Annotated in this window: 19 protein-coding genes; 8 read left to right on the top strand and 11 right to left on the bottom strand. The window is 73.4% G+C overall.

Translation table 11 applies throughout. From position 1 onward, the window contains the following. Positions 1–20: 20 nt before the first annotated feature. The 4 genes from AZE13_RS22230 to AZE13_RS22215 all read left to right on the top strand — a co-directional run bounded on the left by AZE13_RS22230 (position 21) and on the right by AZE13_RS22215 (position 5,764). Positions 21–1,952: a non-ribosomal peptide synthetase gene (locus AZE13_RS22230; protein WP_258527923.1), complete on the top strand. Its 1,932-nt coding sequence runs from the start codon at positions 21–23 to the stop codon at positions 1,950–1,952. Continuing rightward, on the top strand, positions 1,939–4,830 hold the full coding sequence (locus AZE13_RS22225; RefSeq protein WP_066934760.1) for a condensation domain-containing protein: 2,892 nt from the start codon (positions 1,939–1,941) through the stop codon (positions 4,828–4,830). Before AZE13_RS22230 ends, AZE13_RS22225 begins: the two co-directional genes overlap by 14 nt. A gap of 219 nt (positions 4,831–5,049) precedes the next feature. After that, complete coding sequence (locus AZE13_RS22220; protein WP_066934757.1) at positions 5,050–5,526, top strand: ATP-binding protein; 477 nt, start codon at positions 5,050–5,052, stop codon at positions 5,524–5,526. A gap of 31 nt (positions 5,527–5,557) precedes the next feature. Next, the gene (locus AZE13_RS22215; RefSeq protein WP_258527922.1) at positions 5,558–5,764 is read left to right on the top strand and encodes a hypothetical protein; all 207 of its coding nucleotides are present in this window, start codon (positions 5,558–5,560) and stop codon (positions 5,762–5,764) included. A 61-nt stretch (positions 5,765–5,825) separates the two neighbouring features. Here AZE13_RS22215 and AZE13_RS22210 read toward each other — a convergent pair whose 3' ends face one another. The 5 genes from AZE13_RS22210 to AZE13_RS22190 all read right to left on the bottom strand — a co-directional run bounded on the left by AZE13_RS22210 (position 5,826) and on the right by AZE13_RS22190 (position 12,343). Further along, complete coding sequence (locus AZE13_RS22210; protein ID WP_066934753.1) at positions 5,826–6,797, bottom strand: M28 family metallopeptidase; 972 nt, start codon at positions 6,795–6,797, stop codon at positions 5,826–5,828. Positions 6,798–7,019: 222 nt separating this feature from the next. Then, positions 7,020–7,577, bottom strand: a complete 558-nt coding sequence (locus tag AZE13_RS22205) for a CAP domain-containing protein (protein ID WP_066934751.1) — start codon at positions 7,575–7,577, stop codon at positions 7,020–7,022. 210 nt (positions 7,578–7,787) lie between these two features. Beyond that, positions 7,788–10,001 carry a HelD family protein gene (locus AZE13_RS22200; RefSeq protein WP_258527930.1) on the bottom strand — a complete coding sequence of 738 codons (2,214 nt, stop codon included), beginning with the start codon at positions 9,999–10,001 and terminating at the stop codon, positions 7,788–7,790. A gap of 371 nt (positions 10,002–10,372) precedes the next feature. Then, complete coding sequence (locus AZE13_RS22195; RefSeq protein WP_066934745.1) at positions 10,373–11,239, bottom strand: HpcH/HpaI aldolase/citrate lyase family protein; 867 nt, start codon at positions 11,237–11,239, stop codon at positions 10,373–10,375. Positions 11,240–11,284: 45 nt separating this feature from the next. Further along, the gene (locus AZE13_RS22190; RefSeq protein ID WP_066934741.1) at positions 11,285–12,343 is read right to left on the bottom strand and encodes an HpcH/HpaI aldolase/citrate lyase family protein; all 1,059 of its coding nucleotides are present in this window, start codon (positions 12,341–12,343) and stop codon (positions 11,285–11,287) included. Between the two features lie 290 nt (positions 12,344–12,633). Between AZE13_RS22190 and AZE13_RS22185 the strand changes: the two genes are divergently transcribed. Next, positions 12,634–13,002 (top strand): 5-carboxymethyl-2-hydroxymuconate Delta-isomerase, encoded by a 369-nt coding sequence (locus tag AZE13_RS22185; RefSeq protein WP_066934738.1) that lies wholly within the window; start codon positions 12,634–12,636, stop codon positions 13,000–13,002. Here the strand turns inward: AZE13_RS22185 and AZE13_RS22180 are convergent. Continuing rightward, positions 12,977–14,296 carry an MFS transporter gene (locus AZE13_RS22180; protein ID WP_258527921.1) on the bottom strand — a complete coding sequence of 440 codons (1,320 nt, stop codon included), beginning with the start codon at positions 14,294–14,296 and terminating at the stop codon, positions 12,977–12,979. The genes AZE13_RS22185 and AZE13_RS22180 overlap by 26 nt on opposite strands. 101 nt (positions 14,297–14,397) lie before the next feature. On the opposite strand from AZE13_RS22180, the gene AZE13_RS22175 reads away from it, so the two are divergent. The 3 genes from AZE13_RS22175 to AZE13_RS22165 all read left to right on the top strand — a co-directional run bounded on the left by AZE13_RS22175 (position 14,398) and on the right by AZE13_RS22165 (position 17,435). Further along, positions 14,398–15,306 (top strand): LysR substrate-binding domain-containing protein, encoded by a 909-nt coding sequence (locus AZE13_RS22175; RefSeq protein ID WP_066934730.1) that lies wholly within the window; start codon positions 14,398–14,400, stop codon positions 15,304–15,306. Between the two features lie 170 nt (positions 15,307–15,476). Continuing rightward, positions 15,477–16,814 (top strand): M64 family metallopeptidase, encoded by a 1,338-nt coding sequence (locus AZE13_RS22170; protein ID WP_066934728.1) that lies wholly within the window; start codon positions 15,477–15,479, stop codon positions 16,812–16,814. A gap of 105 nt (positions 16,815–16,919) precedes the next feature. After that, complete coding sequence (locus tag AZE13_RS22165; protein WP_066934725.1) at positions 16,920–17,435, top strand: MarR family winged helix-turn-helix transcriptional regulator; 516 nt, start codon at positions 16,920–16,922, stop codon at positions 17,433–17,435. Between the two features lie 33 nt (positions 17,436–17,468). Here the strand turns inward: AZE13_RS22165 and AZE13_RS22160 are convergent, their stop codons facing one another. The 5 genes from AZE13_RS22160 to AZE13_RS22140 are packed head-to-tail and all read right to left on the bottom strand — an operon-like array spanning position 17,469 to position 21,834. Further along, positions 17,469–17,999 (bottom strand): nuclear transport factor 2 family protein, encoded by a 531-nt coding sequence (locus AZE13_RS22160; protein WP_066934722.1) that lies wholly within the window; start codon positions 17,997–17,999, stop codon positions 17,469–17,471. After that, on the bottom strand, positions 17,996–18,688 hold the full coding sequence (locus tag AZE13_RS22155; protein ID WP_066934718.1) for an O-methyltransferase: 693 nt from the start codon (positions 18,686–18,688) through the stop codon (positions 17,996–17,998). Before AZE13_RS22155 ends, AZE13_RS22160 begins: the two co-directional genes overlap by 4 nt. Further along, positions 18,685–19,626: a TauD/TfdA family dioxygenase gene (locus tag AZE13_RS22150; protein ID WP_066934715.1), complete on the bottom strand. Its 942-nt coding sequence runs from the start codon at positions 19,624–19,626 to the stop codon at positions 18,685–18,687. The genes AZE13_RS22155 and AZE13_RS22150 overlap by 4 nt, the downstream gene beginning before the upstream one ends. After that, positions 19,623–21,197, bottom strand: coding sequence for an AMP-binding protein (locus AZE13_RS22145; RefSeq protein WP_066934713.1), 1,575 nt, complete (start codon positions 21,195–21,197; stop codon positions 19,623–19,625). The genes AZE13_RS22150 and AZE13_RS22145 overlap by 4 nt, the downstream gene beginning before the upstream one ends. Continuing rightward, a complete protein-coding gene (locus AZE13_RS22140) occupies positions 21,184–21,834 on the bottom strand; it encodes a thermostable hemolysin (RefSeq protein WP_066934710.1) in 651 nt (216 codons plus the stop codon). Before AZE13_RS22140 ends, AZE13_RS22145 begins: the two co-directional genes overlap by 14 nt. Positions 21,835–21,846 lie beyond the last annotated feature (12 nt).

Below are 21,846 nucleotides of genomic sequence, written 5' to 3'. Positions count from 1 at the left end.
ACCTCCGGAAGGAAGGGCCCGTGTCCACCGATCACCGCCTGCCGAGCGAGCCCGCCGCCTCCGGGGGCCTCGCCGCGCCCGCCGACCCGGGTGTGCGTCCCGGGCCGTCGGCCGGTCTGCCCGCTCTGGTGGCATGGCATGCCCAACGGAGCCCGCACGCACTGGCGGTGGCCGACGGCGACCGCACGCTGACCTACGCCCAGCTGGACGCCGCGGCCCGGGCCCTCGCCCGCTACCTGCGGCGGCACGGCGTACGGCAGGGCGACGCGGTGGCGCTGCTGATGGCGCGCTCGGCCCGTACCGTCGTGGCCCAGCTGGCGCTGTGGCGGGCCGGCGCGGTCTGCGTACCGCTCGATCCGGCGCATCCGCGCCCCCGCAGCGAGGCGCTGGCCGCGGACGCCGGCGTGTCACTGACCGTCGGGGACGGCAAGCTGCTGGAGTCCGCCGCGCCGGCCGGTGCCACCCTCGCGCTGCCCGACGAGCCGCCGGCCGACGTGTTCCTGGCCGACGACGAGCCGCTGACCGCCGAGGCACCGGCGGCCGAGGCACCGGCGGCCGGCCCCGCGTCCGCCGCCGAACCGGACCGGGACACCGCCGCGTTCATCATGTTCACCTCCGGGTCCACCGGCCGGCCCAAGGGTGTGGCGGTCGCGCACCGTGCCATCGCCGAGCTGGTCACCGATCCCGCGTATGTGACCCTGACCGCCCGTGACCGGGTGCTGTTCCATTCGCCGATGACCTTCGACGCCTCGACGTTCGAGGTGTGGAGCGCGCTCGCCAATGGCGCGGCGGTGGTGGTGTGTGCCGTGGAGCGGCCGTCACTGGAGGATCTGGCCCAGCAGGCGGAGCGCCACGGCGTCACGGTGGCGTTCTTCACCACCGCGCTCTTCCACCAGCTGGCGGTGCGCCACTCCCGGTTGTTCGCGCTGCTGCGCACGGTGGTGGTGGGCGGGGAGGCGCTGGCCGCCCACCATGCCCGCGAGGTCCTGCGGGCGTTCCCCTGGCTGGAGCTGGTCAACGGCTACGGGCCCACGGAGACCACGACGTTCGCCACCGCCCACCGGGTCACCGACGCGGACTGCGACGGGCAGGTACCGATCGGCCTGCCCATCGCGGGCGCTTCGGTGTACGTCGTGGACGACAGCGGCCGGCCGGTGCCCGACGGTGAGCGCGGCGAACTGTGGGTCGGCGGCAGCCGGCTGGCGCTGGGCTACATCGGCCGGCCGGAGCTGACCGCCGAGCGTTTCGTCTCCCATCCGGAGTGGGGCCGGCTCTACCGCACCGGCGATGTCGTCTCGCGGCGTCCGGACGGTGTGCTGGACTTCCACGGGCGCACGGACGACCAGGTGAAGGTCCGCGGCTTCCGGATCGAGCCGGGGGAGGTCGAACACGCGCTGCGGGAGCAGCCCGAGGTGGCCGACGCCGCCGTCGCCGTGCACCGCCCCTCCCCCGACGACGCCCGGCTGGTCGCCTTCGTCGTCGCCGCGCCCGGGCCGGTGCCCCGGCCGGCCGGGCTGCGGGACCGGCTGGCCGCGGTCCTGCCGGCCCATCTGGTGCCGGACGAGCTGACCGTCGTCGGGGAGCTGCCGCTCACCCCGTCCGGCAAGGTCGACCGCCGCGCGCTGACGGACCTGCTCACCGGGGACGACGGCACGGCCCCGGCCGCGCCGCTGACGCCGCTGGAGCAGGCCGTGGCCGAGCTGTGGAGCCGTTCGCTGGGGCGCGAAGTGTCCCGCCCGGACGCCGAGTTCCTCGCCCTGGGCGGCCACTCCCTGCTGGCCCTCGCCGTCACCGACGACCTGCGCGAGGAGCTGGGCGTGGAGCTGACGCTCGCCGACTTCTTCGCCGCTCCCACCGTGGCGGACCAGGCCGCCCTCGTCGAGCGGGCGCTGCTCGCCGCACACCACGATCTGCACCCGCACGCCCCGGAGGACACCGATGGCCACCACTGACCGCACCGCGGCCCCCGCCCTGCAGGAGGAGCTGCTGCGCCGGGCCCGCGCCCGGGCGCCTCGCCCCGCCCCGCGTCCCGAGGCCGCCGCCCAGGCCGGCCCGGCGCCGCTCTCCCGCGCCCAGCGCCGGATGTGGCTGATGGACCGGCTCGGCGAGGGCGGCGCGTCGTACGCCGTGCCGTTCGCCACCCGGCTGCGCGGCCCGCTCGATGTGAACGCGCTGGCCACCGCCCTGACCTCGCTGGTGCGCCGCCACGAGATCCTGCGCACCCGTTACGGGCAGCGGGACGGCGAGCCGTACCAGGAGGTGTGCGCCGCGCCCGGGACGATCGAGGTACCGGTCGTGGACGCCGGCGTGGACGAGGCACCGGCCCTGCTGGTGGCGGAGGCGCGCCGTCCGTTCGACCTGTCCGCCGGAACGCTGCCCCGCGCCCTGGTCCTTCGGCACGGCGAACGGGACCACACCGTGTCGCTGACGTTCCATCACATCTCCATCGACGGGCCGTCCCTGGACACCGTCGCGGCGGAGCTCGGGGCGCTCTACGCGGACGCCGCGGCGCCGGAGGCGGCACCCGGCGCCTGGCGCGCGGAGCCGCCGCAGTACGCCGAGTTCGCCCGGCGTGAGCAGCGGGCCGCCGACCGCCTCGACGCCGGGGTACGCCATTGGGCTGGGCTCCTCGAAGGCGCCGCTCCGCCGCCGCTGCCCGGCCCGGTACGGCCGCCCGCCGACGCCGGCGCCCGCCCCGCCGCCACGCACCTGACGCCGCTGGCCCCGGACGTGCCGGAGGCCCTGCGCGAGCTGGGCCGGCGGCACCGGGCCACGGTGTTCACCGTCGCGCTCGCCGCGGCCTTCGCCGCGCTGCACCGCTTCACCGGGCAGGACGACCTCGTCATCGGCGTCGCCGGCACCCACCGGCAGGGCGCCGATATGCGCGGCCTGGTCGGGCTGTGCGTCAACACCCTCCCGCTGCGCGTCGACGCCTCCGGTGATCCGTGGTTCAGCACGCTGCTGGAGCGGGTACGGGACGCGCTGTTCGACGCCCAGCGGTACCGCGAGGCGCCGTTCGACCTGATCCTGGAGCGGCTCGGCGCCGCCGCCCGCAGCGCGGACGGGACAGCACTCGTCCGGGTGACCGCCGACGTCCTGGGCGCGCCCACGGTGCTGGAGCTCCCGGGGACGGTGAGCGAGCACGTGGACGTCGGCGTCGGGGAGGCGAAGTTCGACCTCACCTTCGGCCTGGTGGACAGCGAACGGCCCGCCGGTCTCGTGCAGTACCGCCGGACCGCGCTGGACGAGGAGGCCGCGGCCGGCCTGGGCGCCGGCTACGCCGCGCTGCTCGCCGCGGTGGCGGACGCCCCCGGCCACCGGCTCTCCGAACTGCCCGTCACGGCACCGGCGACGGCAGCGGTACCGGCGTCCCCGGACGGGCCCGGCGGGCATCCGGCCGAGGTGCTGCTGAGCGCCCACCCCCAGGTCTCCCAGGCCGCGGTGGTGACCGCACCCGACGGCCGGCCGTACGCCTTCGCGGTGCTGCCGGAGCGGATCGGCCCCGCGCCCGCCGACCTGCGGGCGTACCTGCGGGACGGCCTGGCGCCGGACCTGGTCCCGGTCGCGGTCACCCTGCTGGACGCGCTCCCCCGGACCGCCGACGGCGCGGCCGACCCCGCGCGGCTGCCCGGGCTGCCGGCCGCCCCCGCACCGGACGAGCCCCGTGCCACGGCCGTGCGGGACGGCTTCGCGGCGCTCCTGGGCCGGACGCCCGCCCCCGACGACGACTTCTTCGCTCTCGGCGGCCACTCGCTGATCGCCGTCCAGCTCGCCGAGCGGCTGCGCCAGGCGCTGACCCTGCCGCTGACCGGCCTGGACATCATGCAGGCCCGTACGCCGCGCGCGGTCACCGCGCTGCTGGACACCCGGGCGGCCGAGCGCGCCGCCGCGCCCGCGGCACGGTCCGCCCGGCCGCGGCGGTCCCGCACCGGCGCGGTGCTGGTCACCGGCGCCACCGGCGGGGTGGGCGCGTTCGTCCTGCGCGAACTCGCCGCCCAAGGGCGGCCCGTGCTGGCCCTGGCCCGCCCCGAATCCGCCCACCTGGTCGCGGCGGACGGCGTCGAGGTGGTCGAGGGCGACCTCGGCGATCCGGACGGACTGCGCAGGGCCGTGGCCGACGCGGACGCCGTCATCCATGCCGCCTGCACCTTCACCCGGCCCGAGACCGATATGGCGGCGATGGCGGCGATGGCCGAGGCCTGGCAGCGTGGGCCGTTCGTCTTCGTCAGCAGTGTGGACGCCTACGGGCACCCCGCCGACGGGACGGTGGCGGAGGAGGCCGCACCGGGCGAGCCGCTCAGCCCGTACGGCCGGGCGAAGGCCGACTGTGAGCGGCTGCTGCTGCGGGCGGCCGGCACCGGGGGCCGGGGCGGGGCGAGCGCGGTCCGCTCCCCGCTGGTGTGGGGCCCGCACGACCGGCTGCGCGACCAGCTGCGCTGGGGGGCCACCGGACTGCTCTACCAGGCGGTCCGGGAGGGCCGGCCGCTCGACCTGCCGCGACCGGGCGCGCAGGGCCACGCGTGGTACGGAGCGGCCTGGGTGCACGCGGCCGCGCTGGCCCGCGCGGTGGTCTCGTGCCTGGACGCGCCGGTGCACGGTGTCGCCAACGCGGTCAGCGGCCATGTCGCCTGGCCGGAGCTCGCCGCCGATCTGGCCCGGCTGCTCGGCAGCGACAGCGCGTTCGGCGAGACCGACGAGGTCCATCCGGACCTCGACCACCACTGGCACTACCGCGCCGACCGGCTGGCCCAGCCGCTGCGCGCCCGGCCCGGCGAGGACCGGCACGCCGTCCTGGCCGCCATGCTCACCGGGCAGGAGGCCGCCTCGTAGGAGGACGCCCGGTCCCCGGTCCCCGGTCGGCCAGGACCGGGGACCGGGCGTCGGGTACACGAATCAACGCAGCGTGACCGGGGTAGAAGCAGCTGCGTCCGGAGGGCGGCCATGGCACAGCAGGTCATTGCCGTGGCCATACCTCGTCCACCGACGATCGGCAGAACGGGAGCTGACTCTCCGTGAGCTGGACCCGTGCCCGAAAACGAGGTGAACCTCATGAGCAGCCCCACGGCGCTGCACCGTGGCGCGACGCCGTCCGCGCACCTGGTGACGCTGGACAGTTGCCCCCACGCGGCAGCCGCCGCCCGCACCGCCACCCACGGCTTCCTGGCATCCCTCCGGCCGCCGGTGGACCCGGGCGCCGCCGATGCCGTGGTGCTCGTCGTCAGCGAGCTCGTCACGAACGCGGTACGGCACGCCCGCGGCCCCTCGTGTTCCCTGCGCCTGGCCGTCTGCGGCGACGCCGTCGCGGTGGCCGTGAGTGACGGCTGTCCGGACCCGCCGGTGGCGCGCCGCCCGGATGTCGACGGTGACCGCGGGGGCTTCGGATGGCCCATGGTCCGGCAGCTCGCGATCGCCACCTCGGTATGCCCGACACCGTACGGCAAGACCGTGCACGCGCTCCTGCCCTACCGCCGGCACGGGAGCGAGACCGCCGCGTGCGCCGAGCGGTCGCGGCCGCCCGCGCCGTGACTCTCCGCGAGTGCGCCCCGTTGTGCCGATCATGAGTGACATGGATGACCGGCTGCTGGGGCTGGTGGACGGTGTGGTGGACGCCGACGAGGAGCGCCTTCCGCTGCTGACGCTCCGGGAGGCGCAGGCGGCGGTGGAGCTGCTGCGGCTGCTGAGCTCGCGCGACGGAGAGGGGGCGTTCGCCGCCCGGCATCTGGCGGGAAACCTGGCACGCCGATTGCCCCGGAAGGCCGACTGAGGGCCGGCGATCGGTGTGCCGATGCCGGTCGTCGCGCCCCTCCGGGGCGATCGGGGCGGGGTCAGCCGGCGGCTGCGCCCGTGCCGCTGACGGCACGCTTCCAGAGGGTGTACGCGATACCGTCCGCGCTGCGGTTCAGTCCGGTGGCGTTGATGTTGTCCGTGGTGTCGCAGGACTGGTGGTAGCAGGGGTCGTAGGAGCGGTAGGCGGTGCCGCCCCACTTGGCCGCCTGTGCGGAGGTCTTCCGGGCGCCGGCTCCCATCGCGTAGCCGGACGTCGGGATGCCGACCTGCTCGAAGGAGTAGTCGTCGGAGCGGCCCGCGCCCTCGGTGTTCTCCTCCGGCTGGAGGTCGAGGGAGTCCCAGTACTCCTTCATCGGCTGGGCGGCGGCGGAGTCGACGTGGTTGATGAAGTAGCCGCCGTTGGTGGAGGCGACCATGTCGAAATTGTAGTACGCCTTGATCCTGCCGCGCTCGGCGGCGGAGAGCGACCGGACGTAGAAGTCGGAGCCGTTGAGGCCCTGTTCCTCGTCCGTCCACCAGGCGAACCGGACCCGGGCGGCCATGGCGGGGTTCTCCCGGGCGAGGGTGAGCGCCGTCTCCAGCAGGGCGGCGGAGCCGGAGCCGTTGTCATTGATGCCCGGTCCGGCCCTGACGCCGTCGAGGTGCGAGCCGAACATGTACACCGTGCCGGCGTCTCCCTGGGGCCACTCGGCGATCAGGTTGGGACCGGCCCCGGACGAACAGCCGGAGGTGCAGGGCTGTTCGCTGACGGAGTAACCGGCCGCCTTGAGCTTGTTCTTGACGTAGGTGACGGAGTCCCGGTAGCCCTGCCCGGTGGACCTTCGGTTGCCGCCGTTGCGGTTCGCGATGGCCTGCAGCTCGGTGAGGTGTGCCTGGACCTTGGCCACGTCGACGTCCGGGGCGGCGAGGTGCGCGGGTGCGGCCGCGACCGTGGGATCCGCGCCGAGCAGGGCCGCTCCGAGGGTGACCGCGAGGGAGACCCCGGTCACCGTGAATCTTCGTATCACCATGGCTCCTTGAGGGGGGTGTCGAGTACTTCCGGTGGAGGTACTGGTGAAACGCCCGGCCCTGGACGGAGACGTGCCGCCGACATGGCATGCCCATGGCCGAGCGGCCGTACCATCACACCGTGAACGGCGTGACGTCAATGGAATGACCCCGAGCAGAACGGTATTTGTCGAAAAAAGGCAGGTGGTGCCCGATATCCGGGCACGCCCGGCCTCCGGCAGGGCTCAGCCCGGGGTGGCGAAGTCCTGTACCCACCACGGTCCGCCGGTCCCGAACGTGATGCCCACACCGACCTCCGCCAGGTCGCAGTTCAGGATGTTGGCGCGATGGCCGGGGCTGTTCATCCAGGCCTTCATGACGGCGGCGGGGGTCGGCCATGCGACGGCGATGTTCTCGCCGTACACGGACCAGGAGTAGCCGGCCGCGGTGATGCGCTGCCCCGGACCGGTGCCGTCCGGGCCGGTGTGGGCGAAGAAACCACGGGCCGCCATGTCGTCCGCGTGCCGCTGGGCCGCCTGCCGCAGCGCGTCGTCCGGCCGCACCGGCGGACACCCGTGCCCGGCGCGCTCCCCGTTCACCAGCTCGACGACCTGGCGCGCGGCGACGGCAAGGTGGTCCTCGGCGGAAGCCGGCGGAACGGGAGAGGCGAGCATGCCGCACAGAGCACCACCGGCCACCGCGACGACCAGCGCCGTACGGATCCCGTCCGTCCGGGACGCGGCGTCACGAGCGCGGTGCTGGGTGCGGTGACGACACCGCCGCATCCGGTGCTTCCCCGGCATCCGGACCTCCGATTCCCGCAGGGCGTGGGCTGGGACGGGGTGATCCTTTGCCGGAGGCGGTCGTGTCCATACCCGTGACACAGGGGCTGCCGGGGCGTAGACGGGGCGCGCAGGCGTCCCCGGCGTCCGCAAGCCCTGCCGTCACGCTCCCGCCGGCCCTACGGCGGGCAGGAGTTCAGGAGCGTGACGACAGGGCCCGGCCCCGGTTGCTCACCGACCGGGTGCGGCGGCGGCCGACGGCAGCAGGCTCTCCAGCGCCGCGGGCAGCGGCCGGGTGTGTATCACGCCCAGCCGCTGGGTCGCCCGGGTGAGCGCGACGTACAGGTCGCTCGCCCCGAGTTCGTCCGGCTCCACCACCAGCACCGTGTCGAATTCCAGGCCCTTGGCCTGCCGGGGATCGATCAGCACGACCGGACTGGTCAGATCCGGCGAGGGGCCGGCGGAGACGGCCGGAAGCACGGACGCCAGAGCCTCGTGGTGGCCCCGGGGGGCGATCACCACGAGGCGGCCCGCCTCCTGGGTCTCCCGTGCGACGGCTTCGGCGACCGCACCCGGCAGGTCGTCGGTGTGCCGCGCCCAGGGCCGTACGCCGGTGGAGCGGATCGAGCGCGGCGGTGCGAACGCCGGGTCCGCGGACCGCGGCACCCGCGCCGCGACCTCCATGATCTCGGTCGGCGTGCGGTAGTTGACGCCGAGCCGGACATGCTGCCAGCGGTCGTCGACGTGCGGCGCGAGGATCGCGTCCCACGAGCCGCAGCCGCCCGGCTCCGCGGTCTGGGCCGGGTCGCCGACCAGGGTCATCGAGCGGGTCGGGCAGCGGCGCATCAGCAGCCGCCAGGCCATCGCGGAGAGCTCCTGCGCCTCGTCCACGATGATGTGGCCGAAGGCCCAGGTGCGGTCGGCGGCGGCGCGTTCGGCGGCGCTGCGGTGGTCGGCCTCCTCCTGCCGGTCCGCGAGCACCTCGGCGTCGATGAGGTCCTGGACGCCCAGCACCTCGGAGTCCTCGTCGTCCTTGTCCTCGAACTCATGGGTCCGCGAGGCGTAGGCGAGGTCCAGCACGCCCTGTGCGTAGGCGATCCGCTCCTGGCGCTCGGCCTCGGCGGCGACCCGGGCCGCCGTGTCGTCGTGGCCGAGCAGTTCGGCGGCCTCGTCCAGCAGCGGCACATCGGCGGGCGTCCAGGCGCCGCCCGAGCGGCGGATCGCCTCGGCGTCGGCGTCCGGCAGGTGCACCGGATCGGCGAGGAAGTCGGCGACCAGCTCCTCCGGTGTCAGGGCCGGCCACAACTCCTCGATGGCACGGTGCACTTCGGCGCTGGCCGCGACCGCCTTCCCCAGCTGGGCGATGTCGTCGGGCCCGAGCAGGTTGGGACCGCCGTACGGGTCGGCGCCGATCCGCTCGGTCAGCTGGGCGGTCAGCGCGTCGATGACGCGGAACGCGAAGTGGGGCCGGGCGAGGTTGTGCGGCAGCCCGGTCTCGCGCGCCCGGCGCCGCGCCTCGGACGCCATCTCCGCGTCCAGCCGCAGCTCGCCGTCCTCGTGGTCGATCACGGTCACCGGGTCGGGCAGCCGCTGCTGGTCGCGGACGAACTGCGCCAGGGCGTCCGCCATCGCCGCGCGGCCCTTGACCTCGGCCGCCCGGGCGGTGTCGGCACCGGTCGCGGTCACGCCCGGGAAGAGCTCGCCGAGGGTGGCGAGCAGCACCCCGGTCTCACCGAGCGCGGGCAGTACCTCCTCGATGTAGCCGAGGAACGCCGGGTTGGGGCCGACGATGAGCACGGCGCGGCGGGCCAGCAGCTCACGGTGCGCGTAGAGCAGGTATGCCGCGCGGTGCAGTGCGACAACGGTCTTCCCGGTACCCGGACCACCCTCCACCACGAGCACCCCGTGGTGCGGAGCACGGATGATGCGGTCCTGCTCGGCCTGGATGGTCTGCACGATGTCGTGCATACGGCCGGTGCGTGCCTCATCCAGCGCGGCCAGCAGCACGGCGTCCGCGTCGGCACCTTCGTGTCCGGTGCGCTGGGTGTCGGCGAGGTCGAGGATCTCGTCGTGCAGCGCGGTGACGCGCCGGCCCTCCGTCGTGATGTGCCGCCTGCGGCGCAGCCCCATCGGGGTGTGCCCGGTGGCGAGGTAGAAGGGGCGGGCGACCTCGGCCCGCCAGTCGATGACGAGCGGGGTGCGGTTCGCGTCCTCACGCCGGATACCGATGCGGCCGATGTGGTGATCGCGCCCGTCACGGAATGCCAGCCGACCGAAACAGAGGCCCTGCTCGCCCGCGTCAATGGCGGCGAGCAGACCGGACTGCTCGCCGATCAGGACATCGCGTTCCAGGCGCGCCTGGGCATTGGTCAGGTCCTCGGGCAGCGCCTGCCGCACCGCCGCTTCGGCCCCGGCCCGGAGTTCGGCGAGGCGCCGGTAGAGCATGTCGGCGAATTCCTGCTCATGCCGCAATTCCTCGTTTGACAATTCAGCTCCGCTCGGATATTCTTCAACTTGAAAGGTGGATCTGTTCTTTACTCTTCATCAACAGAGAAGCCCCCAATATACGCAGAGAAATACCCCGGCCGTCAATTCGGTCCGGGGTATTTCTCTATGCACGGTCACGGGCAGTAAGCCACCCACACCCACCCCCACTCACCGTCTCCCCTCCCACCCACGGGAGGGGCCGCGCCGCAGGACGCCAGTCCGGAGGCGCGGACCCGCACCCGACACACAAGGCCCGCCGCAGGCGCAACGGCGAAACGGAAGGTACGGCGGGACAGCCGACAACGTGGGAGGTCAGCCAAGCGCAGCGATTAGCCAAGCGCAGCGGAAAGCGCCAGGACCCGCCGAGCCTCCTCCACATGCATGTTCTCGATCAGCCGCCCGTCGACGGTGACGACTCCGCGGCCTTCGCGCATCGCCTCCTCGAACGCCGCGATGATCCTCCGCGAGCGGTCGATCTGCTCCGCGGACGGAGCGAACACCCGGTTGCACGGTTCGACCTGCGAGGGGTGGATCAGGGTCTTCCCGTCGAAGCCGAACTGCCGCCCCTGCACGCATTCGGCCTCGAAGCCCTCGGGGTTCTGCACGTCGTTGTAGACACCGTCCAGGATCGCCTTGCCGGCGTCGCGGGCACCCAGCAGCGCCAGCGACAGACCGGTCAGCAGCGGGGCGCGGCCGGGGACGTGCTCGGCGTGGAGCTCCTTGGCCAGGTCGTTGGTGCCCATCACCAGCACGGTGAGCCGTTCACTGGCGGCGGCCACCGCGCGGGCGTCCAGCATCGCGCGCGGGGTCTCGACCATCGCCCAGACGGCCGTACGGTCCGGGGCGCCGGCCGCCTCCAGTGCGCGCTCGACCTCCCGTACGGTGTCGGCGGACTCCACCTTGGGCACGACGACCGCGTCCGGGCCGGCCTCGGCGGCGGCCCGCAGGTCGTCGGCGTACCAGGGTGTGCCCGGCGCGTTGACGCGGATCGTCACCTCGCGGTGGCCGTACTCCCCGGAGGCCGCGGCGGCCGCGACCCGCTTGCGGGCGTCCGCCTTGGCGTCGGGGGCGACCGCGTCCTCAAGGTCGAGGATGAGGGCTTCGGCGGGGATGGACTTGGCCTTCTCCAGGGCGCGTTCGTTGGCGCCCGGCATGTAGAGCACGGAGCGGCGCGGCCGCAGGGTCGCGTCGGGCATCGGTCTTACTCCTCGTCGTTGTGCTGGGGCCTGTGTCGGAAATCCCTAGTCCTGGTGGGATTCCGCCGCGGCGTAGGCGTCGCGCAGTTCGGGGTCGCGGGCGGCCAGGGCGTCCGCGAGCCGGGCCACCACCTGGCACTGCTTGTATGTGGCGTCGTCCTGCATCTTGCCGTCGATCATCACCGCGCCGGTGCCGTCGCCCATGGCGTCGATGACCTGACGAGCCCAGGCGACATCGGCCGGGGCGGGCGAGAAGACCCGCTTGGCGATGGCGATCTGCACCGGGTGCAGACTCCAGGCGCCGACGCAGCCGAGCAGGAAGGCGTTGCGGAACTGGTCCTCGCAGGCGGTGGTGTCCTTGATGTCGCCGAACGGCCCGTAGTACGGCAGGATGCCGTGCGCCGCGCAGGCGTCGACCATCCGCGCCAGGGTGTAGTGCCACAGGTCCTGCTGGAAGGTGGCCCGGGGTGCGGTGCCGTGCGGGTCCTCGCGGACGAGGTATCCGGGGTGGCCGCCGCCGATGCGGGTGGTCTTCATCCGGCGGCTGGCGGCCAGGTCGGCGGGGCCGAGCGAGATGCCCTGCATCCGGGGGCTGGCTCCGGCGATCTCCTCGACGTTGGCGACGCCGGTGGCGGTCTCCAGGATGGCGTGCACCAGGATCGGCCGCTGGATCCGCGCCTTGGCCTCCAGCTGGGCGAGCAGCCGGTCGACGTAGTGGATGTCCTCGGCGCCCTCCACCTTCGGCACCATGATCACGTCGAGTCTGTCGCCGATCTCGGTGACCAGGGTCAGCAGGTCGTCGAGCGCCCACGGCGAGTCCAGGCTGTTCATCCTGGTCCACAGCTGCGTGTCGCCGAGGTCCGTGGCCTTGGCGATCTTCACCAGGCCGGACCTGGCCGCCTCCTTGCGGTCCGCGGCGACGGCGTCCTCCAGATTGCCGAGCAGGACGTCCACGGTGGGAGCGATGGCCGGTACCTTCGCCGCCATCTTCTCGTTGCCGGGGTCGAAGAAGTGGATCATCCGGGAGGGCCGGAACGGTACCTCGCGCACCGGTGTCGGGGCACCGACGGCCAGCGGGCGGAAGAAGTCCTTCGGAGAGCGCATGCAGTCTCCCTGGTCGGATCGAGGGGTGCGGGGCCTTCGCCGGGTACCCGGCGACGCCGTCCGGCCTCACTTTAGGGCCGCGGAGCGGTGACGTTACTGATCAGTATGTGTGCTGTTGGTCACCGGACCGACCACCCGCCGCACGGTCGGGTAGCGTCCCCATCCGTACCCGTTCCACCTCCCCAACCCCACTCCCCCGACCCGACTCCCACTCCACTCCGCAGCCCACTCCCCAACCCCACATCCACCTCCCCAACCCCGCATCCGCGACGCAAGGAGCACGAGAGCACATGCCGCACATCCTCGTTGACTACGACGCAGCGCTGCAGGAATCCTTCGACCGCCGCCGCTTCGCCCGCGAGCTGCACTCACTGGCCGCCAAGACGGCCGACGGCATCACCATCGAAAGCTGCAAGACCCGCTTCCGCCGCGTCGACGAGACCGTCATCGCGCACGACGAGCCCGGACAGGCCCTGATCCACGTGGAGTTGGCGATCCTGCCCGGCCGTACGGCGGAGACCAAGTCGGCGCTGAGCCAGTCGATCCTGGACCTGGTGCGCAGCCACACGGCATCGGTGCCCGGCGTCACGGTCCACGCCTCCGTCGACATACGCGACCTCAGCGACGCGTACATCAAGCAGGTGACGCCGGCGAGTTGAGCGGTGCCGCGGTGACACCGCCCCCGCCCCGGTTGAGCAGGACGAACACCGCGCAGACCAGCACCGCCAGGAGAGCGCCCGCCGCGAGCAGCGCGGGCACGCCGAGCGCGGCGGAGGCCAGTGCGGTGAGGGCGTAGGGGGCGAACATGCCGGTGTAGGCCAGCGTCCAGAACAGGGAGGTCAGCCGGGCCAGGCGGGCCCGCGGGGCGAGGGCGGCGACCACTGTGAGGCCGAAGCTCAGGGTCAGCCCGTAGCCGGCACCGAGGATCGCGGCGGCGGCGAGCGCGAACCACGGCTGCCGGGTGGCCGCGGCGGGTGCGGCGCAGCCGAATCCCGCCGCGACGACCAGGAGTCCGGCGACCCCGTTGGCCAGCCGGTGCCGGGTGGCGAGGTACCGGGCCAGCGGCTGGACGGCCAGCCCGGCGCCGGGGACGACGGCGGTGGCGACTCCGGCGTACATGGTCTGCCATCCCGTCACGCCGCCGTCGACCAGGCGAGGCAGGGTGACGAAACCGACCGTCGGGGCCGCGAACACCCAGGGGGCGACCGGCAGTACGGCCCGCCAGAAACGGGCCCGCGGGAACGCTTCCGGTACCGGCGCGGCAGAGGTGGCGCCGGCCTCCTCCGCCCGCCGGGGCCGCTCCGGCCGGGACTCCGGCGCGCCGAACGCGGCGGCTCCCGCTCCCACGGCCAGTACGAGGTGCGGCAGATAGGCGGAGAGCATCGGGTACGGCGCCCACTGGGCGATCAGCGCGGCGGCCAGCCCTCCCGAGGCGAAGCCCGCGGAGACGAACATCCCCGACCGCTTGGCCGCCGTGCCCGGCGGCGCCGTCAGGTCGTACGGCGGGGAGGACAGCTCCTTGACCCATGCGCTGCCGGCGGCCAGCAGTGCGCCCGCGCCGAGGCCGGTCAGCACCCGGCCCGGCAGCAGGCACCATGGCTCGGCCGAGCCCGCCATGAGCACACAGGTCGACAGCAGATTGACCCCCAGGGCGAGGAGCGCGACCGGACGACGGCCGTAGCGGTCGGCCAGCGGGCCGCCGGCCAGCAGTCCGGGGATCAGACCGAGGACGTACACCGCGATCAGCCCGGTCACCGCGGACTCCGACAGGCCCGCCTCGGTGCGGTAGGCGCCCAGCAGTGCGGAGAACTGGTTGGCGCTCCAGCCGGAGGCCATCATCATCCAGGCGACGCGTCGCCCGTAGAGGCGCCACGGCGGCGCGGGAGCAGGGCAAGAGGCGTGATCGGCGGGGCACGCTCCGGGCCGCGCCGGAAGCTTGACTGAGCTGTTCATGGCGCTCAGTCTCACCACCGCCGGCCCGCCGAAGCGGCCCGCGTTCACGAATCATGAACGCCCTTACGGGACCGCTCAGCCGTCCCTTTAGGCTGGCCGGCATGGACCTTCGCTTGCTGTCGTCGTTCCTGGCGGTGGTCGAGGAACGGCATTTCAAACGGGCCGCCGCCCGGCTGTTCCTCTCCCCGCCCGCGGTCACCCAGCATGTGCGGCAGCTGGAGAGCGAGCTCGGTACCCAGTTGCTGCACCGCAACCCGGTCTCCCCCACGCGCGCCGGAGCGCGGCTGGCCGGGCACGCCCGTACCCTGCTGGCCACCGCCAACGCCGCCCTGGACGACATCGCCGAGGTCGTACGCGAGCCGCTGCCCGATACGCCCCGCCCGCTGCGGATCGGCATCATGGGCCACGGGTCGGCCGAGCTGACGCCCGCCGCGATCAACGCCTTCCGGCGGGCCCGCCCCGACGTCCCCGTCGACCTTCGGCAGCTGAACTTCACCGAGCATGTCACCGCGCTCACCGAGGACCGGGTGGACGTGGCGTTCATCCGGCCGGCGCCGGACGATGAGCGCATCGCCGTGGACCGGCTCACCACGGAGCAGCGCATCGTGGCGGTGCCGGAGTCGTCCGCGCTGGCCGATGCCCGGGAGGAGGGCGTACGTGTCGCGGACATCGTCGACCTGCCCTTCTTCCGGGTACCGGGCCACACCCCGGCCAGCTTCACCGACTACCTGTACTTCCACCACGAGGCGCAGCGCCGCAGCCCGGACTGCGCGCTGACGCCGCAGGAGGTCCTGACCGGTGTGGTCGCCGGACGCGCGGCCGGCTCCGGCCTGAAGTCCTTCGCGCGCTACTACGCCTGGCCGGGCGCGGCGTTCGTGCCCGTCCTGGACGCCCCCTGGGAGAGCAGCTATCTCGCCGTCCGACCGGATGACGGCAACCCGGAGGTCCGTATCTTCAGGGCCCTGACCCTCGCCCTGGCCCAGGAACTGCGTCCACGCATCGAACGCTGAACCGGGACATGTACGGCGCGCCGCTGCCGCCCGGTCCGTCCCGAACTCTCCTGTTCAGCAGGTCGTTTGAAGCATCATCCATTGCCCCTGTCCGCCGGAGCCTCTACGTTGAGCGCGCTTGAATCCGGTTCAGCCCCTCTCCTCAGTGGGACTCGGAAGGACAACCCCCCATGCTCAGACGTACCTCCATACGGTTCTCCCTACGGACCGCGGCGGCCGCGGGCCTGGCCGCCGCCGCGCTGGCCGCCGGCACCGTGGCCGCGACCACGGCGCACGGTGCTCCGGCCCCGGGCCCGGGCTCTGCCCCGGAGCCCCGGCACACCCAGCGGGTCGAGTACTTCACCGGGGCCGGCGGTCATCCGCGGCATGCCACCGTCCCCGCCCCGAAGCCGCTCTCCCGGACCGCGAAGGCCGCGATCGCCGCCGGCGACGGCGAGGTGACCCCGATCGTGGAGAACGGCCCGGTCGGCGACAAGCTCGACATCGTCTTCGTCGGTGACGGCTACACCGCCGACCAGCAGGAGGACTTCCACGCCGACGTCCGCGCCAAGTGGGCCAAGATCTCCGCGGTCGAGCCGTACGCCTCGTACACCGGCCTGTTCAACATCTGGGCGGTCGACGCCGTCTCCAACGAGTCCGGTGTCTCCGGTGACCCGGCGCAGGACGTGGTGCGCGACACCGCCCTGGACTCCGCCTTCTTCTGCTCCGGAATCGAGCGCCTGCTCTGTGTCGACACCGGCAAGGTCGAGGCGTACGCCTCCAAGGCTCCGGCCGCCGACCTCGTCGTCGTCCTGGGCAATTCCACCAAGTACGGCGGGGCGGGGTACAACGACGTCTCCTCGCAGGTCGGTTACGACGGGATCGCCACCGCCTCCTCCGACAACGACCAGTCCGACCAGATCGCGGTACACGAAACCGGCCACTCGCTCGGCAAGCTCGCCGACGAGTACGACTACGGCGAGGACGGCACCTACACCGGGCCCGAGCCCGCGCAGGTCAACCTCAGCACACTGTCCGCCGACGAGATGACCGCCCAGCAGCAGAAGTGGTACCGCTGGCTCGGCCAGGAGTCGCCGGACGGCGGCCCGGTCGGCGCGTACGAGGGCGGCGGCTACTACCAGTACGGGCTGAACCGGCCCACCGAGAACTCGATCATGCGGACGCTCGGGCGGGAGTTCAACCTCCCCGGGCGGGAGGCGATGATCGCCGCCTTCTACCGCCATGCGAGCGTGCTGAGCAGTCCGGTCGCCACTGACCGTGCGCTGAACCGAGGGGACCGCATCCGCGTCGGCGTGCCCGCCTCCGCGCAGGTGAGGTGGTATGTCGACGGCCGCGAGCGGAAGGCCGCGCGGGGCCGGGTCTCGGTCGTCCCGCGTACGCTCGGCGTTCCGGCGGACGGCCGCGGCCATACGGTCACCGCCCGCGCCACCGACCGCACGGACGCGGTGCGTGAACCGGCCTTGCGCAAGCCGCTGTCCGGGGAGCTGAGCTGGCGGATCGCTCCCTGATCCGTGCGTCGGCGATCTGTGTCCGCCCCGGGTCTCCGCAGGTCAGAAACGGTTCCGTCGGAGCGGTGGGATATCGTTGAACGGAGTGTGGCAGAGAGAAGGCGGATGGCAGTGGAGCCTGACCACGTAGACGAGATCATCTCGGCATGGGGACAGGAGCTGCCCGAAATCGCCGGTCTGCCCCTGGAACTGGCCAAGCGCAGCGCCCTGCTGGTCTCGGCGTTCGACACCGCGGCGGCGGCCGAGCTGGAGAAGCTGGGGCTGACCCAGGCCGAGTACGGCGTCCTGGCCACGCTGCGGCGGATCGGCGCGCCGTACCGCCTCAAGCCGACCGATCTCACCCAGGCCCTCCTGCTGTCGTCCGGCGGCACCAGCAACGTCGTCAAGCGCCTGGTGGCCGCCGGGTACGTCACCCGCGCGGCGGCCGAGGACGACGCCCGCAGCAGCTGGGTGCAGCTGACTCCGCTCGGGGTGGAGACCGCCGAGGCGGCGGTGCGCGCCACGACCGCCGTGCACGCCCGGCTCGTCGACCGCATTCCGGAGCACACCGCCAGGGCCCTCAGCGAACAGCTGCGGATCGCGCTCGCCGCCATCGAGGAGGGTGTGCTGATCCGCCGTTGAGGCGGGGCCGGCCACCCGGGCGGGCGGGCGGCGTCATGCGGTGCCCCACCCCTGGGGCGGTGTGAGGCGGCCGGTCCGGATGTTCCAGTACTCGGTGTTGCGGCGGCAGCGGCCGTCGGGGGCGAAGAGCAGGATGTTGGTCTCCAGGAGGGTGGCCCAGTGGTCGCCGTCGGGGTTGAGCGCGGGGGACCGCAGAGTGACCCAGAGTTCGACGGCCGCCCGGTCCCCGGTGACGATCGGCGTGCCGTGACGGCCGGTGATATCGCTCTGGTCGGCGGTGACCTCGCGCCAGTAGCGCTCGATCGCCTCCCGGCCGCGGAAGGTCTGCTCCGGTACGCCGGGCACCGCCTCGTACAGGGCGTCGGGGGTGAACAGCTGGCCGCCGGCGACGTCGTTCTTGGTCCGCCAGGCCTCCAGGTAGGCATCGGTCCACCGGGCGACGGCGGCGGCGGTGAGCCGGCCGTGCCGTTCGGCGGCCGCTGCGACGGCCGGTGCCGCCGCGGTCAGCGGCAGTGCGGCGAGGCCGGCCCGGAGGAGGGTACGTCGGTGGGTGCGGTGGGTCATCGGTGCGGTGGGCCTTCCTGGAGACGGACGGTGAATTCGATGCCCTCTCCCAGCGGGAGCCGCTGGGAGAGGTAGCCGTGCCCGGCGGTGCGGACGTGGTCGAGGAATTCCGGGGGCAGCATCGGCAGGTTGTCGGAGACGATCAGGGTGCCGGCGCGCAGCTGCGGTTCGAGGACCTTCAGGACCGGGAGGTAGAGCTCCTTCCACCCGTCGAGCAGCACGAGGTCGGGCGGCCCGGGCAGGTCGGCGAGCCGCTCACGGGCGTCGCCGGTCCTGATCTCGGCGTAGTCGGCGAGCCCGGCGCGCGCCAGGTGCTCGCGGGCCCGCCCGGCCTTGCCGGGGTGCAGCTCGGAGCCGATGACCAGGCCGCCGCCATTGTCGCGGAGGGCCGCGGCCGCGTAGAGCGTGGACGCGCCGAAGGAGGTGCCGAACTCCACGACGAGTGCCGGACGCCGGCCCCGTACGAGCTGGTAGAGGAAGGTGCCGACCTCCGGGTGCACGGGCAGCGCCGCCTGTGCGCACAGGTCGGCGGCCTGCCGGGCGGTGGGCGGCCGCGGCCAGTCGGCGGCGGTGGCGTAGGCGCGCCGCATCACGTCCTGGTCGTCGCGTTCGGCGGCGCGGGCGATCTCGTCCAGGACGGCGCGGACCCGCGCGTCGTCGAGGCCGGGGGCCGCGGTGGTGCCGGTCACCCCTGTGCCCTTCCGGTCCGTACGGCCGTCAGCAGCGCCGGGTCGAGGTAGCTCTGGGCGTTGTAGACGGTCCGGCCGGGGTCGAGGATCTCGCGGCGGCCGTGCATCACCCGGGTGTTGTCGATGAGCGCCACATCGCCGTCCTGCCAGTCGAGTTCCTCGGTCAGGTCGTCGGTGATCCTGCGGAGTTCGGCGAGCAGCGCGTCGGGTATCGCGGTGCCGTCGGCGAAGGTGATGCGTGGTGCCTCGTAGTTGTAGGACGGGCCGAAGACGCTGTTGGCCCAGGCGAGCCGGCTGCCGAAGAGCGTGGGACGGGCGGCGCCGGTGCGGTACGCGTAGTGGATCGAGCCGTCGTCGTTGAGCTGGAGGGTGGTGGTGACGGTGCCGCCCAGCAGCTCCTTCAAGTCGGCGAAGGTGACGTCGTCGGGCTCCTTGCGGCCCTCCGTCTGGTGGCAGACGAACGCCTTCCACTTGGGCTCTTCGACACGGCGGCCGTACATGATGTCCTGGGTGCCGAAGACCGCGCGGGCGGTGTCGCTCGCCGCGTCCCAGACGCGGTAGCCGTCGCAGACGGTGGTCCGGGAGCCGCTGGCGGCGGCCTTCTCGCACAGGAACCAGGTGAGGTCGGGGCCGAAGGGGCTGTTGCCGTTCTCCAGGTGCAGGCCGACGGCGCCGGTGCCGGCGTCCACCTTCTGGGCGACCTCGCCGCCGTGGAAGGAGCGCGCCGGGTCGAGGGTGATCCGGCCGGAGTGCGCCTTCACGAAGGCGGTGAACTCCGCGAGGCCGGTGCGAAAGCCCCGGAAGAGGAGGAATCCGGCGTCAGCCAGCAGGCCGGTGACCCATGCGGGGTCCAGTGCGCCGAGTGACCTGTCGTCGGCGGGCAGGACGAGCCGGCCGGTGGCGGCGCCGTAGGGCAGGACGTCGGCGTGCGCGGTCATGCGTCAGCTCCTTGGTGGTCGTACAGCGTTCCGTTGACGAGGGCGGTGCGGACGGCCTGGCGCATCGGCCGTCCGGTGACGGTGAAGTACCTGCGGTAGAGGCGTGGGTCGGCGAGGAAGTGCGGCACGGCGACCCGTTCCACGTCGGAGAGGTGCGCTTCGCCGAACTCCCGGACGGCCACCGCGGCGGCCGTGATGTCGGTGGCCTCCTCGACGAGGAACAGCCCGTGCAGGGTGTCGAGCCCCTCGCCGACGACGGCGACCGCGCGGACGAAGGGCAGCCGGGCGTACTGGGCCTCGACCCATTCGGGGGCGATATTGCGGCCGGCCGCGGTGATGATGACATTCTTCTTGCGTCCGGTGATGGTGAGGAAGCCGTCCTCGTCGATCCGGGCCAGGTCGCCGGTGTGCAGCCAGCCGTCGGCGTCGAGGGCCAGGCTGGAGGGGTCGTTGCGGGTGTAACCGGCGAACAGCGAGGAGCTGCGGACCAGGAGCTCGCCGTCGTCGGCGGTGCGGACGCGGACGTGCGGCAGCGGGCGGCCGACGGTGCCGAGGCGGCGCGCGGCGGGGGTGTTCCAGCTGACCACGGAGCTGTTCTCGGACAGCCCGTACCCTTCGTGGACGGGCAGGCCGTGGGCGTCCAGGCGGCGCAGCAGGTCGGGGTGCACGGGTGCCCCGCCGCAGCAGATGAGCGGTGCTTCGCGGGTACCGAACAGGGCCGGGGCGACCGGGTGTGCGCGGTCCGCGGCGCGGTCGGCGGCGGCGGCGAGGGCGTCGACCAGCGTGGGGGTGGCGACCAGCGCGGTGGGCCGGGCGGCCGCCACATACGGCAGGCAGTCGGCGGCGGCCCCCGCCGCGGTGCCGACGAGCGCCTTGCCGGGCGGCATCAGGACGAGTGTCCCGCCGTCGAGCAGCACCATGTACAGAGCGGTGACCTGCTCGATGAGCAGGCTGAACGGTACGACCGACAGGTAGCGGGCGAACGCGCCGGACGGCATCACCCGGCGCAGGGAGCCCAGCAGTTCGTCCAGGGCCCGGGCCCGGATCCGTACGCCCTTGGGGCACGAGGTGGTTCCGGAGGTGTGGATGACCTTGCACTCCCAGTCCCGGTCCGCGGGGGTGGTACCGGCCGGCGGCGGTACCAGGGGCGTGGACGGTACGGGTCCGTCCACGGACAGCGGCAGCACCGTGCAGCCGGGGGGAAGGACCCGGCTCCGCCCCCACTCGCGCAGGCGCGCGCCTCCGGCGGCGTCCACCACGCACAGGTCGGTGTCCGCCAGCAGACCGGCGGCCTGTTCGGCGGAGAAGGCGAGCGGGACCGGTACCTCGATGGCACGGGCCATGAGCAACGCCAGGTCGGCGACGGCGAATTCGGGGGTGTTGCCGCAGAGCACACCGACACGCGCCGGCCGGCCTGACCGTCGGCCGAACCGCCGGGCGAGGTCCGCGGCCCGGCGCGTCACCTCCCGGTAGGTGAGGACGCGCGCCGGGGTGCCGTCCTCGTCCAGCACCTCGATGAGCGGGCGCCGCGACTCGGCGAACCGGGTCAGTATCTCCTCAATGGCCCGCATGTCCGGCCACCTCCAAGGCGCTGATGCTCAGTTGCAGATCGGTGACGGAGTAGCGTCCGGTGGCGTCGGAGAAGAGCCGGTCCAGCGCGTTCAGGGCGATGACGCCGACCTGTGGTTCGTGGTCGTAGTACGTGCCCCAGCGCGCCGCCTCGTCGGGCGGCAGCCGGCGCGGGTCGGCGGGAGCGAACGGCACGAAGCGGATGCCGGTGCGGCCCAGCATGGTGACCAGGCGGCGGGTGACGGTGCACAGGATGTACTCCATGCCCAGGCACCAGGCGACGATCGGGGTGGCTCTGACCAGCTCCCGGCCGATGGTGACCCGGCGGGTGGCCAGCGCCCCCACCTCCACCACCCGGCCGCGGTCCACCGCGACGCCGAGGCGGGCCAGGATGGCCTCCTCGACGCCGGTGCCGAGGTAGCGCTCGGAGAACAGCGCCTGGTCCCGGCCGAAGGTCAGCCCCGCGCAGGCCAGTGGCGCGGCGCCCGGCTCCGCCCGGCAGCAGGCGGGGCGGGCGACGATGAACGAGTCGGGCCGGGGCGCCACCTCGGCACCGTATGCCTGGGCGTACACCTCTCTCGCGAGGTCCGCGGCCATCTGCCATGAACGGGTCGACCGGTGTGCCAGATCGATCTGCATCGTGCTCCCCCC

It is taken from the genome of Streptomyces sp. NBRC 110611 (assembly GCF_001590865.1).
Taxonomy (GTDB): Bacteria; Actinomycetota; Actinomycetes; order Streptomycetales; family Streptomycetaceae; genus Streptomyces.
Note: the sequence above shows the minus strand (reverse complement) of the source record. Positions and strands in the feature narration are given on the sequence as shown.